We start from the raw sequence: 13,005 nt of genomic DNA, 5'->3' as shown, positions 1-13,005 counted from the left end.
TAAAAAAAGTAGATTTGGTACAAAAAAAGATGACCGGATTCACGAATCCGGTCATCTTTTTTTGTTTTAGTGTCAAATTTTACTAAAAACCGATGCATTTTTTCCGGTTTCAGGCTTGTCCGCCGCCCGAAGGTGGGGTTGGGGTAATGTTTTCGGTTTTGTTATTACGGAAACGCTGTATGGTAGTCTGGTCAAAATAGTGCATACAGGCGCTGGCATCGCCAGGATGTTTCAGTGCTATCTGGTGGATGGCACAGATGAGTTGGATTTCCAAAGCTGCACGTTCGGCAGAAATTTTTTCCCTCAGGGTACTTACTTCGCCAAACTGACCAACTTGGGTTCTGCGTGCCAGGCGGTAATCGTCGAGCAATTGTTTCATGTCGGATGTGAATTTTTCGCCGAGGTCATCCTTATGGCTTTCGCATTGGTGTAATAGGTGTTCCATCAGGGGTTCGATAGTAGCTTTGTTTGCTTTTGTAAATTCACTCAACCCTCGTGGAAAAAACAATAGCAGGGTATCGGGTTGTTGCTGAAAAATTCCTGATACGATGTGGTGAAGGGCTTTTACCTTTATGCGGAAACTTTCAATTACTCTGTCAGTAGTAAGCGTAAATGCTTTTTGTTCCGATGATTCGTCCTTTTTCCCTGTTTGGGAAATATGGAAGGGGGCATATGCGGATTCGATGGTAGTTATTAAGGGAGTAAGGCTGCCATCGGTATTGGCTGCTTCGAGCAGTCCGAGTGTAAGCAGGGTGTGCTTGTCGAGCCGTGCGTCGGTAATGTAGTCATCATCGTACGGATTTTTGAAGAATACTTCCAAAGTTGCCATTTCATAATGTTTTAAGTACAACAATATTTTATTATAGGATTTTATATATTATTGTGGGGGTAGCCCCCGGAATGTATCGGCTTTAGTGGTTATGTACTTGTTTTAATTATCAGTAATGTATGTTCAGTTTACTATCAACCTGAGTTTGGATTAAGATTATAGAACCATCTATGGTATATTTCAGCCTGTTGCATTTCGCTACAGGCGATGAAAACCCTTAGGGGTTTTTGAAAAATATAAAACATCCTTTCTATGGATGTTAAAATACCTACGGTTTTATTATCAGGCAGATGGAAAACATATTTTATCCCGAACCTAAGTTATAAGGATGTAAATATTTGTTCCGGAATGAAATATGGCGCTGCCATTGCCGATACTTCAACTTTTTTATATCTATATGGCACTGCCATTGCCTGTATATTAATTTTTCTATACTCGTATGGCACTGCCGTAGCCGATACTTCAATTTTTCTATACCTATATGGCACTGCCATTGCCTATGTATTAATTTTTCTATACTTGTATGGCACTGCCGTAGCCGATACTTCAATTTTTCTATATCTATATGGCATTGCCATAGCCGATACTTCAACTTTTCTATACTTGTATGGCACTGCCATTGCCTATATATTAATTTTTCTATACCTATATGGCATTGCCACGGGGTGGCATAGCTGATAAAAGGGCGGACAGGTATTTTTCTGAAAGTTAAAAATAATAAAAAAGAACAGGAGCCGGCAAAAATGGTTGGAACTTTAACACAGAGACTGGCAAAACTTTAACTTTGCAATTATACTACTTTTTCGAGTGAAAAGCAAGTAAAATTTTTGCTATCAACCTGAGCCTGGCGTAAGGTTGCAAATCATTCCTGGAATATTTCAGCATGTTGCCGTGGCTGATGAAAACCCTCAAGGTTTTTAAAACCTTGAGGGTTTTTGAAAAATATATAAAACATCCTTTCTCTTGATATTAAAACCCCGACGGGTTATTATCAGGCAGATGGGAAACATATTTTATTCCTGACTCAGGTGAATAAAAAAGGAGACTATCATCAATGGACAGTCTCCTTGTTTTTTTGAATGGAAAAAGATAAATCAGAGTTGCCAGTCGGAAATTACTTTTTCCACCTGTATTTTGGCTTTTTCAATATTTTCAGCAGTTTTTGCAGGATTTCCGGTAGAGGCTGTAACAAAGGCATAATCTGTTATTCCAGCAAAACTGAAGTTAACTTTCATGGTAAATTCCAGTGTATTCCAGTTAGGATACTGTATGTTATACGTATCCGGAGAATAAGAACCACCGCTGGTATATAGCACCAATACTTTTTTCCCACCAAGCTTTCCGTAAGGGCCATTTTTGCCATAATCAAAAGCCACACCCTTTTGCATTACAGAGTCCAGGTAAGTTTTAATAATACCGGGAAGACTGAAATTGTGCATCGGATGGGCAAAAATAACTACATCGGCTTTGGCAAATTGTTCGCACATTGCATCCATAGGTGCTATGGCTTGTTTTTGGCTTTCCGTAAGTTCTTTTCCCTGGTAATTCCGGGTATAGTAAGCCCCCATAGATTCATAACCAAAAAACACAGGCGATTTCTCGATTAAATCGAGATGTTCAATTTCAATATTTTTTGCTTTCGTAAAAAAATAATCAAGCAACTGCTTGGTATTGGAATATTCGCCCGATGGCAAATAACTCACAACTAAGGCTTTTTTCATAGGTCAATACTTTTATATTCTGTTATACAAACAGCCACAAATAGTATTTGTTCAAATAAAAAAATGTTAATCGTAATTATGGTATTGCAATAGAAAGCAAAACCTATTTTTGCAAAAAATTCTGATAATGACTGTTGACGAACAAAAGAAGCAAATCCGTAAAGAAATTAAAATTTTGAAAAGCCGGCTTTCTGTGGAGGAAAAGCAGATAAGATCGAGGCAAATTCTGGAAAAACTTGCTCAGAATGAAGCATTCATTCAGGCTAAAACTGTAATGCTTTACTGGGCAATGGACGACGAAGTGCAAACACAGGAATTTATTTGTAACTGGGCAGCAAAGAAGAAAATATTGCTTCCTTGCGTAACTGGCAATGTGATGATATTAAAGCAATTTATTTCCATTGAACAGATGCAGTTAGGCGAAAGTTTTGGCATTCCGGAACCCACTGGCGAAGAATTTACCGATTATGCTTCCATAGATGTAATTGTGGTTCCCGGTGTGGCTTTCGACAGGCAAAACAACCGCATGGGGCGTGGGAAAGCCTTTTATGACAAATTTTTACGAAACATCACTGCCAAAAAGATTGGGGTATGCTTCGGATTTCAGTTGTTTGGCAATGTTCCAACCGATCCTTTTGATGTAAAAATGGATTTGGTAATAACCGAATAAATTATTGGCTAATTAATTAGTCTCTATAATTTTAAACAACTCATCCAATTTTGGTGTGAGGATAATTTCCGTGCGGCGGTTTTTTGCACGTGCTTCTGAGGTGTTGGCATTGTCCACCGGGAAATATTCTCCTCTTCCGGAAGCACTCAGGCGGCGTGGGCTAATACTGCTGTTATTTACCAAAATCTTCAACACGGCAGTAGCACGCATCACGCTCAAATCCCAGTTGTCGCGAATTTGCCCGGCTCCGGTATAAGGTACATTATCTGTGTGTCCTTCAATCAATACACTGATGTCGGCATTGTTTTCCAGTACTTTCGAAAGTTTTTTCAGCGCATCTATACCTTGTTTGGAAACTTCGTATTTACCGGAAGCAAACAGCAGCTTTTCATCCATCGAAACATACACTTTGCCATTCTTCATCTGAACGGTTAAGCCCTTGCCCTCAAAGCCTAAAAGGGCATCCGAAACGATTTTCTTCAGGCTTTTAACGATGGAATCCTGACGATTAAGGATATTTTGCAGGTCGGCAAGACGAACTTCTTTTTCGTTGAGATCTTTACCAAGTTTGTCCAGATTTACCTTTTTTTCGGCCAATTCTCTTTCCGCTTTTTTCAACTGGTCTTCCCGTTGCAAAAGGTTTTCCTGTGTCTTGTTCAAATCACCCAGAAGTTTCTGGATTTCAGCCTTGCTTCCGACGGATAATTTCTTATTTTCATCCTGCAAATCTTTATATTGCTGATTCAGTTGCTGGTAATCTGCCTGTAGTTTGCGTTTGTTTTCGTTTATCGAGGTAGTATCCGATTTCAGATCCGCAATAGCTTGGTTCAGTTTGCCAAGTTCGGCATTTTGTTCGTTATTTTTCAAAGTAAGATCCTCATTTTGCCGTCGTAATTCCGAACGTTGGTTGTTACAACGTTTTTCGAGGTCTTTATATTTTTTTGTGGAAACACAGGCAAACAAACCTGTAATAGAAAACAATAAAATAAGTGTTCTGAAATTTATTCGCATAATGCCAAATTTTTACAAAAGTAAGATTAAAACGGATAATAGCCTTTAAAATTGTGAGATAGTAAATGGAAATTACGACTTCTTTCTTCTCATTTTTTTGAAAATACAAAAGCGGAAGGAGGGATATTGAGCCCAAAGCAAACCTTAAACCATTATATGTGAATTGACCTATGTGTTGCATTCCTACCCGTTGGGCAACAAAGGCAAATCCCCAGATAATGGCAGCAAGCAATAGCATGCCGTCGTTTTTCAAGGTTTGTTTACCCGGCGATGACATTAAAACGCTTGTCTTTAATGTGCTAAAAGTCTATTTCCAACGTAATGGGACAATGATCGCTATGCATGGCAAGCGAAAGGATGTGTGCACTGTGCATCCGGTCGGCAATGGGTTCGCTTACCATTTCATAATCAATACGCCAGCCTAAATTTTTAGAACGAGCGGCAGCACGGAAACTCCACCAGGTGTAATTGTGCGGCTCTTTGTTGAAATGACGGAATGAATCCACAAAACCATTGTCAATAAACCGGGTAAGCCATTCGCGTTCTTCTGGTAAAAAGCCGGAGCTGGTAGCATTACGTATGGGGTCGTGAATATCAATGGGTTTATGACAAATATTATAATCTCCCACAATGATAAGATTAGGGCGAATTTTCTTTAAATCATTGATGTAAGCAAGAAAATCTTCCAGCCAGATCATTTTAAAGTTTTGGCGTTCATCTCCACTCGATCCTGAAGGATGATAAACGCTTATCACCGAAATATCGCCATAGTCGGCACGGAGGAAACGTCCTTCATAATCATATTTTGGAATATTCATACCATATATTATATTGTCTGGCTGCACTTTGGTAAGAATTGCCACTCCGCTATACCCTTTTTTTTCAGCAGAAAACCAATAGCAGTTATAACCCAGAGCTTCAAATTCCATTATTGGTATTTGGTCGGGCTGAGCTTTTAGTTCCTGGAAACAGACAATGTCGGCATTAACTGATTTTAGCCAATCAATCAGCCCTTTGCCTATGGCGGCACGTAAGCCGTTCACGTTATATGAAATGATGTTCTTCATAGATTTTTTTTTGCTAAAATAGAATTAAAATAAATAAACCGGGTCAAAAATACTTTTATTTAAAAAAACGTTAATCATTGAAAAATTATTAGTGGCTGTTTATCAATCAATATGCTATTTTTGACAATTAAAAATGTTTTGGGTTTTGTATTAGGGAATAGTACTTTTGCTTTCTCATGGAAAAATTAAGTTTATTTGATCGTTTTCTTTCCTGGAGATTAAAAAACATCAGCGAGAAGAATTTTGTTCTGCTTTTAAGCTTCTTTATTGGTATTTTAAGCGGCTTAGCTGCTGTGATCCTCAAAAATGCCGTTTTTTATACTCATTTATTCCTTACCAAGGGCTTCACTACCGAGAGCGAAAACTGGTTATACCTTGCTTATCCTTTCATAGGGATAATTTTAACAGTTCTTTTTGTTAAATATTTTGTAAAAGATAATATTGGACATGGTATCACAAGGATTTTATATTCTATCTCACAGGAAAATGGGCAGATAAAGAAACATAATACTTATACTTCTATGATTGGAAGTACTATTACCGTTGGTTTTGGAGGTTCGGTTGGATTGGAAGCACCCATTGTTTATACTGGGGCAGCCATCGGGTCGAATGTGGGCAGGGTGATGCGACTGAATTACCTTACTATTTTATCATTAATAGGCTGCGGAGCGACAGGAGCCATTGCCGGTATTTTTAAAGCCCCAGTTGCTGCTGTATTGTTTGCACTGGAAGTGCTGATGCTTGATCTTACCATGTCGTCGCTAATTCCCTTACTTATTTCGGCAGTTACCGCCACTACATTGTCCTATTTTTTGATGGGGAAAGGTGCTTTATTTCAATTTTCTGTTACAAGTTCTTTTAGCTTATTTAATATACCTTTTTACATATTGCTTGGAATTGTAGCTGGTTTTGTGTCGCTGTATTTTACCCGTGCCAGTATGGCAATAGAAAATGGTTTTAGTAAAATCAAAAGCAATTGGACTAAATTATTATTTGGTGGTTTAATTTTAAGTTTGCTTATTTTTATTTTTCCTCCTCTTTACGGTGAAGGTTATGAGAGTCTTACCGCAATTCTTAATGGTAATGGTGATGCACTGGTAAACGGAAGTATGTTTTACGATATCCGAGATGATTCCCTTTATCTTATTGGATTTTTATTGCTGATAATGTTTTTTAAAGTAGTTGCCATGTCTGTAACTACTGCTGGCGGTGGGGTAGGAGGTATCTTTGCACCCAGTTTATTCATGGGTGGAGTTACAGGCTTTTTTGTTGCACGTTTTATTAATTATCTGGGATTTTATCAACTTCCCGAAAAGAATTTTGCATTGGCTGGCATGGCAGGAATAATGGCTGGGGTAATGCATGCACCGCTTACTGCCATATTCTTAATTGCCGAGATAACAGGTGGATACGCATTTTTTGTTCCTTTGATGATTACTGCTACCGTTTCTTACCTCACCATTATGTATTTTGAGCCTCATTCCATTTATACCAAGCGTTTGGCGCAGAAAAACCAATTGATAACCCATCATAAAGATAAAGCGCTGCTTTCGTTGATGAAGATTGATAAATTAATAGAAAAGAATTTTAATATTATTTCGCCAGAAGCTACTTTAGGCGACCTTGTTAAGGTGGTTTCAAAGTCGCAACGAAATATTTTTCCCGTGGTGGACGACGAAAAAAACTTTTATGGAGTAGTTTTTATCAATGAGATCCGGAATATTGTTTTTCAACAGGAATTATATGATACTACGTATGTTCGGAACCTGATGTTTATGCCTGATACTATGGTTGAAATGGATGAAACGATGGAAGATGTGGCACAAAAATTTCATTCCACGGCACATTACAATCTTCCGATATTGCAAAATGGTAAATACATTGGTTTTGTGTCGCGTGCAAATGTGTTTTCGGCTTATCGCAATATGCTGAAAGACTTTTCGCAAGAATAATATTGAAGATAAATTCTTATTTTTGCAATTAAATTGACTATAAAATTATAACAATATATTCTTAATAATTAATAATTTAAAAGCTATGAAAAAGATATGTCTTACGTTTCTGTTTCTGACAGTTATCTCCTTTTCGGGAAAAGTATATTCGCAAAATATTCCTATAGATTCTGATACTAAATTAATTACATATAAAGAGGTAGTGCAGCAGCAGGGAACAAAGGATCAGTTGTATCCGCGTGTAATTGATTGGGTGAACTCATTTTATAAAAATCCTGCCGATGCTTGCCGTGTACGTAACCCGGAAAATGCTATTGTGGAGACCTCTCACCGTATCGAGATATTTTTTCCGGAAATGGATGGGATTAAAAAACTTGCAGGCTATGTTAATTATTCAGTAAAAATTGAATGTAAAGAAAATAAATACCGTTATACAGTAACCGATTTTACCCTAAAACAGGCTTCAAAATTTCCAATAGAACGGTGGTTAGATAAGAACGATAAAGCTTACAATGCCAATTGCGATTTTTTCCTTAAACAAGTGGATGATTATACGCAAAATCTTATCAAAACGCTGAAAGAAAAAATGCAGCCTACTGTAAAAAAAGAAGATAATTGGTAAAATATTTTAGCAAATACGCTGTGCTTTGCTTGCTTTGGTAAGTGATAAATGCTCTAAATCCAAATCATTAATTGATACAACGCCTGGTATTTTCCCTTTTTCAAAACTACCAAAGAGCTTATCTGCATGTAAAAATTTTGCCCCATTTATTGTAGCCCAGGTAAGTATTTCCTGTAATTGTAACTCGGGAAAATTTTGCAAGATAGTTTTCATTTCTTCCAGCACCGACAAATGATGATTTGATGCAAAACTGTCTGTACCAATGGTAAGCCGTAAATTCAGCCTTCGAAACAATGGAATATCCGGCAAACGGTTTTCAATGTATAGGTTCGCATTGGGACAAAGAGCCAGCCAAAGATTTTTAAAATGTTCCGATGCAAAAATCATGTCTTCTTCCTGAGAAATGGTATTGTGTACCAGTAATATCGGATTACCTTCAGGAAGAAAAGGTGCTACACTTTCCAGTGGACGTTTCCCGGTAGGCTGAAAAGCGAAAAAATCTACACCATAATTTTTCATTCTTTTCGGGATATTCCCTGTTTTATTTATAAAAAGTAGATTTTCATCTTCATTTTCCTGGTGGTGCATGCTTAAAAGACTATTATTGGCAATAGCATGTTGTTTAATCAATTCAAATAATTGATTGGAAACCGAATAAGGTGAATGTGGAACAATGGAAACGGCTGATAATCCATTAGAATGGTAAAAATCAAAAATTTCTTTTGCATAGCCAAAACGAAACCTGGCTTGCTGGGGATCGGAACCAAAGACTTCTACGAAAGTATGGTAATACAGTTTCCCCTCTTGTTTTATCTCTAATGTGTCCAGTGTATTAGATATATCTCCAACGGCAATAATGCCATTATTAAGCATCTCTTTTTCTGTTAGATACATTGTTTCTTCCCGGAATTCTGCCTGCGTTTGTTTTCGGATTTCATCCAAAAATGTTAAAAAAGCATTTAATCCAATTTTTTCAGGAATTTTATTCTTGAAATGTGAAAGCTCCAGGTGGCAATGCGTGTTTACGAAACCGGGGCAAATAATACCTGGAAAATATTCAGTATCTGCAATTTTATAATTTGTATGTTCCGGATTAATAACATCAGTGATCCTTCCGGAATCATCAACTACCAAAATTCCATCTTTAATCGGAGCGGAAGAAACAGGGAAAATCCAGTCTGCAGTGAGCTTGCGCATTTTAAATTTGAATGTTCAGGAATAAAAACAGAGTAAAATCGGAAAATGCGACTTTTAAACCCGTTTTTGTTTATTAACAATAACTATTTCAGACGATTAAGCATAAAATACATTGTATTAATGCTTACAGTTTCTGTAATTTGCTCAATGGTTTTGGTATGAGTAGCATCAGGGCTTAATAAAGCATCTTTGATCATAAAAGCATCATATTCATTATCTTTTGCACCGAAATAAGTTGCCAGAACGCAGGCTGTGGCACTCAAACCGCATAAATATACGGTATTGATTCCTTTTTCTTTCAGAATTTTATCTAAATCAGTTTTTTTAAAGGCGTTACCATAATTTTTAATCACCTTAGGATCGGTGTCTTTAATGGAAATAGAAGACGGATATTCAAAGGCTTCTGTCCCTGGAGCAGGTCCAAAACCGGGGTCGGTGTGATACACGCGAATAACTGGAAGATTTTTTTCGCGAAAGATCATAATGGCGTAATTGATGTATTCCAGCGCAGCTTTTTTGTCTTCTTCACACATATATTTCAAAAATTCGTTCTGTGTGTCAATGACTAAAAGTGCAGGTTTCATTTCTTTTTGGGCGAAAGTACTTAATGTAAGTACCATCATGGTAAAGGTAATTAATAGCTTTTTCATAGGCGTGATTTTTTAACAAAGATACGAACTCTATTAATTGGATATTTCTTAATTTTTAAAATCCCATCTTAAAATCATAAAAAGCTGGCTACCTTTGTACCGATGAAAACTTCTGAAAAACCGGATATCCGTGATTTAAGCCTGAACGAGTTAATGGAATTTTTTACTCGTATAGGCGAAAAAACCTTTCGCGCAAAGCAGGTGTATGAATGGCTATGGAAAAAATGTGCCCGTTCTTTTAATGAAATGACAAATCTTTCCAAGCCTATAAGGTTGCAATTAGCAGAAAATTACACTTTCCAATCTGTAACGTTGAACAGTTTTGTACAAAGTGCGGATGAAACCATTAAATGTGCATTTCGTTTGTACGACGGAAAACTGGTTGAAGGTGTTTTGATACCTACCGAAAATAGAGTAACTGCTTGTATTTCTTCGCAAGTGGGATGTGCACTTGACTGTCAGTTTTGTGCTACCGGAAAGTTAGGCTTCAGCCGCAACCTTCACTTTGCCGAAATTTTTGACCAGGTGGCGATGCTTACCACTTTGTCTGTTGAAAAATATGGTATTCCTTTAAGCAATATTGTTTATATGGGCATGGGGGAACCGTTACTAAATTATGAAAATGTCATGAAATCAGTGGAAAGGATTACCGCAACGGATGGATTGGGAATGTCGCCGCAGCGGATTACGGTTTCTACTTCCGGTTTGCCAACGATGATACAAAAGCTTGCCGATGATGGTGCCAGATTTAACCTGGCATTGTCGCTGCATTCGGCAAACGACCGCAAACGCAGCCAGATGATGCCGGTAAACCAAAAAAACCCACTTCCAAAACTTACTGAAGCATTAAAATATTACCATCAGAAAACTGGAATGCGCATTTCCATTGAGTATATCCTTTTTGGCAGAATAAATGATTCGTTAGCGGATGCAAAGGAATTGGCTGCATTTTGCAGGAATTTTCCTGTAAAAGTGAATATTATCGAATACAACACAGTGAGTGATATTAGTTTTGTGAAAACTACGGATCAACAATTGGGGGAATTTGTTGCCTTTTTGGAAAGCAGAAATATGGTGGTGAATGTTCGTCGTAGTCGGGGAAACGACATTGGTGCCGCCTGTGGACAATTAGCAAACAGGTTACAAAATTAATTCTATTAACAAAACAGGGGCATTAAACCCCTGCTTGTTACAAAGATACAAATCAGTTATTTACCTGTCTTTAGCTAATTTTTGGCAATAATTATTTTTTGTGTGTAAGAAATACTTTCACAATTAATGGTTACGAAGTATATTCCATTATTCAAATTCTGAACTGGTAATGATATTTTTTGCATACCGGCAGTTAGGCTGCCATTGTATATTTTTGCTGCCATTTGTCCCGTAGCATTATATAAATTAATGAATACCTTACCGTTATTGGGATTATTAAAAGAAATAGTTGCTTCGTTTACAGCAGGGTTAGGAAAAATGGGAAAATTTAACTTATTAGTATTTTCAGGGATACTGGCTTCAGGCGTTTTTTTCAGAATAGTACCGTTAGCTCCCACAATATATCCTGTATTGCCAATTAATTTTACATCATATAATATAGGGATTTTCTTATTGTCAACAGATTTTTGTTTCCAGTTATGTCCGGAATCAGTTGATTCGACAATAATTGAGTAAGAGTCGAAGGCGCCTCCTCCAACGGCTACACCATAATTGTCAATAAAATCAACACCATATAAAACGCATGAATCTTGTTGGAATGCTGCATTCCAAATTGGGTTAGACCATGGTTGATTACAGGTTATGGAGGTGTTAACTTCCATAAACCTGGTTATTCTTCCTACTGTTATAGAAGAATCTTCATTGAAATTATATCCGTCATAAATCATACCTTCCCATCCCTCGCCTTCGTAACTAATATAAAATTTTGTAAATTCGGCAAGGCTGTCGCCATTTATTATTTTTTGGATATAGTTTTGTGCGATACCTGATTCTCCATAGATAAATGCAACACTATCATTTAATATTCGTACAGAATTAAAAAAACCACTCTCATCATCTTGTACAATTGTCCAATTGATTCCTCCATTGGTGGTGGAGAGAATTACCCCCTGTCTTCCACAAGCGATTCCTTTTCCCGAGGGAGCCATATCTATTCCAAACAAGTTTTCCTGCATACCGGGCAACCAATGTGAACTCCAGGAATTTCCACCATTTTCTGTTACAATAATTTGCCCATCGTTTCCCACAACAACAGCATGCTGTTCGTCCATGTAACTTATGGAATTCAAATCATTGGTAACGTATGCATTTACTAATTGCCATGTGGTTCCTCCATCACTGGTTTTTAACACGGTTCCTTGTTCTCCTACTGCTATTCCATTATTAGCATTGATAAAATCAACGGCATATAGAATCTTATTAGTTCCTGATTCTAATGATACCCATTCTGTTTGAGCTTTACAAATTTGAAATGAAAAAAGAATGGATAGTGCTGAAAAAATAATAGTATTTTTATTCATTTTTTTTATTATTATAGAGATAATACGTTTTTATTTAGTTATGCTAATTTTTTTTGTAATTATTTGTTTCCCAATAATTATTATACAATAATATAAGCCATTGCTCAACATGTTTACTGGAATATCAATTATTTGTTGCCCGAAAGGTAATTCTTTATTGATGATTGAATTGATGTGCTTTCCTTCTAAAGTATAGAGGTCAATTTTAATATTTTGTTTTTCTTTGTTCAAGAAGGAAATAGTGCATTTATCTGATACAGGGTTGGGAAAAATTTTAACATTATTATCAACACCTGGTGATATAATTCCTACCCCTGTTATGTCTTTTTTTAGTATAACGCCACTCTCTCCGACTATATATCCCGAATTATCAATAAGTTTAACATCATAAAATGGATAATCTAATAATGGGCTCTGAACTTCTTCCCATGAATTTCCTTTATCATAAGATTCGGAAATGATACAAGAGCTTGGATTTATTTCACCACCAATAGGGACTCTTCCTCCAACGGCTACACCATAATTACCACCAAAGTCAATTCCTGAAAAATAAGATGAATCTACAGAAAAGCATGGATACCAATATTCTGTATCCCATGATTGATTATTGGTAATAGAAGACATCCACCACGGACCACTTGAACTAACTACACAACCAGCTGTAATTACCGAATCTTTGCCCCAACCATATCCGTCGTAAATTTTTCCTTCTGCCCACGCATTTCCATTATAAACATAAAAATATCGGGCAGTGGAAAGGCTATCATAATGAG

Annotated in this window: 13 protein-coding genes; 5 read left to right on the top strand and 8 right to left on the bottom strand. The window is 36.9% G+C overall.

Annotation, left to right across the window (positions count from 1 at the left end):
• Nucleotides 1-109: 109 nt before the first annotated feature.
• The gene (locus M0R21_06725) at nt 110-829 is read right to left on the bottom strand and encodes a hypothetical protein (GenBank protein MCK9617515.1); all 720 of its coding nucleotides are present in this window, start codon (nt 827-829) and stop codon (nt 110-112) included.
• 252 nt (nt 830-1,081) lie between these two features.
• Here M0R21_06725 and M0R21_06720 point away from each other — a divergent pair, with 252 nt between their 5' ends.
• The gene (locus tag M0R21_06720; GenBank protein MCK9617514.1) at nt 1,082-1,507 is read left to right on the top strand and encodes a hypothetical protein; all 426 of its coding nucleotides are present in this window, start codon (nt 1,082-1,084) and stop codon (nt 1,505-1,507) included.
• A 416-nt stretch (nt 1,508-1,923) separates the two neighbouring features.
• Here M0R21_06720 and M0R21_06715 read toward each other — a convergent pair whose 3' ends face one another.
• On the bottom strand, nt 1,924-2,550 hold the full coding sequence (locus M0R21_06715; protein MCK9617513.1) for an NAD(P)H-dependent oxidoreductase: 627 nt from the start codon (nt 2,548-2,550) through the stop codon (nt 1,924-1,926).
• A 127-nt stretch (nt 2,551-2,677) separates the two neighbouring features.
• Here M0R21_06715 and M0R21_06710 point away from each other — a divergent pair, with 127 nt between their 5' ends.
• Nucleotides 2,678-3,220 (top strand): 5-formyltetrahydrofolate cyclo-ligase, encoded by a 543-nt coding sequence (locus M0R21_06710; GenBank protein MCK9617512.1) that lies wholly within the window; start codon nt 2,678-2,680, stop codon nt 3,218-3,220.
• A 12-nt stretch (nt 3,221-3,232) separates the two neighbouring features.
• On the opposite strand, the gene M0R21_06705 is transcribed toward M0R21_06710, so the two are convergent.
• Together M0R21_06705 and M0R21_06700 are read right to left on the bottom strand one after the other, a co-directional pair.
• On the bottom strand, nt 3,233-4,231 hold the full coding sequence (locus M0R21_06705) for an OmpA family protein (protein MCK9617511.1): 999 nt from the start codon (nt 4,229-4,231) through the stop codon (nt 3,233-3,235).
• 299 nt (nt 4,232-4,530) lie between these two features.
• Entirely contained in the window at nt 4,531-5,298 is a 768-nt protein-coding gene (locus M0R21_06700; GenBank protein MCK9617510.1) for an exodeoxyribonuclease III, read from the bottom strand.
• A 176-nt stretch (nt 5,299-5,474) separates the two neighbouring features.
• On the opposite strand from M0R21_06700, the gene M0R21_06695 reads away from it, so the two are divergent.
• Together M0R21_06695 and M0R21_06690 are read left to right on the top strand one after the other, a co-directional pair.
• A complete protein-coding gene (locus M0R21_06695) occupies nt 5,475-7,250 on the top strand; it encodes a chloride channel protein (GenBank protein ID MCK9617509.1) in 1,776 nt (591 codons plus the stop codon).
• Nucleotides 7,251-7,335: 85 nt separating this feature from the next.
• Entirely contained in the window at nt 7,336-7,872 is a 537-nt protein-coding gene (locus tag M0R21_06690) for a DUF4468 domain-containing protein (GenBank protein ID MCK9617508.1), read from the top strand.
• A gap of 6 nt (nt 7,873-7,878) precedes the next feature.
• On the opposite strand, the gene M0R21_06685 is transcribed toward M0R21_06690, so the two are convergent.
• Both M0R21_06685 and M0R21_06680 read right to left on the bottom strand, forming a co-directional pair.
• Entirely contained in the window at nt 7,879-9,069 is a 1,191-nt protein-coding gene (locus M0R21_06685) for an amidohydrolase family protein (protein ID MCK9617507.1), read from the bottom strand.
• A gap of 83 nt (nt 9,070-9,152) precedes the next feature.
• The gene (locus tag M0R21_06680; GenBank protein MCK9617506.1) at nt 9,153-9,719 is read right to left on the bottom strand and encodes an isochorismatase family protein; all 567 of its coding nucleotides are present in this window, start codon (nt 9,717-9,719) and stop codon (nt 9,153-9,155) included.
• 102 nt (nt 9,720-9,821) lie between these two features.
• Here M0R21_06680 and rlmN point away from each other — a divergent pair, with 102 nt between their 5' ends.
• A complete protein-coding gene (gene rlmN, locus M0R21_06675; GenBank protein MCK9617505.1) occupies nt 9,822-10,871 on the top strand; it encodes a 23S rRNA (adenine(2503)-C(2))-methyltransferase RlmN in 1,050 nt (349 codons plus the stop codon).
• 74 nt (nt 10,872-10,945) lie between these two features.
• Here rlmN and M0R21_06670 read toward each other — a convergent pair whose 3' ends face one another.
• Both M0R21_06670 and M0R21_06665 read right to left on the bottom strand, forming a co-directional pair.
• Complete coding sequence (locus M0R21_06670) at nt 10,946-12,232, bottom strand: YCF48-related protein (protein MCK9617504.1); 1,287 nt, start codon at nt 12,230-12,232, stop codon at nt 10,946-10,948.
• A 30-nt stretch (nt 12,233-12,262) separates the two neighbouring features.
• Nucleotides 12,263-13,005: T9SS type A sorting domain-containing protein (locus tag M0R21_06665; protein ID MCK9617503.1), on the bottom strand; the 743-nt coding region annotated here is incomplete at its 5' end.

Source organism: Lentimicrobiaceae bacterium (assembly GCA_023227965.1).
Taxonomy (GTDB): domain Bacteria; phylum Bacteroidota; class Bacteroidia; order Bacteroidales; family JALOCA01; genus JALOCA01.
The sequence above is the reverse complement of the archived record's forward strand: the minus strand, read 5'-3'. Positions and strand labels throughout refer to the sequence as shown.

Excerpts from the sequence above, each read along its gene's own strand:
- M0R21_06725 (MCK9617515.1), bottom strand. The coding sequence starts at position 829 with ATGGCAACTTTGGAAGTATTCTTCAAAAATCCGTACGATGATGACTAC.
- M0R21_06720 (MCK9617514.1), top strand. The coding sequence starts at position 1,082 with ATGGATGTTAAAATACCTACGGTTTTATTATCAGGCAGATGGAAAACA.
- M0R21_06715 (MCK9617513.1), bottom strand. The coding sequence starts at position 2,550 with ATGAAAAAAGCCTTAGTTGTGAGTTATTTGCCATCGGGCGAATATTCC.
- M0R21_06710 (MCK9617512.1), top strand. The coding sequence starts at position 2,678 with ATGACTGTTGACGAACAAAAGAAGCAAATCCGTAAAGAAATTAAAATT.
- M0R21_06705 (MCK9617511.1), bottom strand. The coding sequence starts at position 4,231 with ATGCGAATAAATTTCAGAACACTTATTTTATTGTTTTCTATTACAGGT.
- M0R21_06700 (MCK9617510.1), bottom strand. The coding sequence starts at position 5,298 with ATGAAGAACATCATTTCATATAACGTGAACGGCTTACGTGCCGCCATA.
- M0R21_06695 (MCK9617509.1), top strand. The coding sequence starts at position 5,475 with ATGGAAAAATTAAGTTTATTTGATCGTTTTCTTTCCTGGAGATTAAAA.
- M0R21_06690 (MCK9617508.1), top strand. The coding sequence starts at position 7,336 with ATGAAAAAGATATGTCTTACGTTTCTGTTTCTGACAGTTATCTCCTTT.
- M0R21_06685 (MCK9617507.1), bottom strand. The coding sequence starts at position 9,069 with ATGCGCAAGCTCACTGCAGACTGGATTTTCCCTGTTTCTTCCGCTCCG.
- M0R21_06680 (MCK9617506.1), bottom strand. The coding sequence starts at position 9,719 with ATGAAAAAGCTATTAATTACCTTTACCATGATGGTACTTACATTAAGT.
- rlmN (MCK9617505.1), top strand. The coding sequence starts at position 9,822 with ATGAAAACTTCTGAAAAACCGGATATCCGTGATTTAAGCCTGAACGAG.
- M0R21_06670 (MCK9617504.1), bottom strand. The coding sequence starts at position 12,232 with ATGAATAAAAATACTATTATTTTTTCAGCACTATCCATTCTTTTTTCA.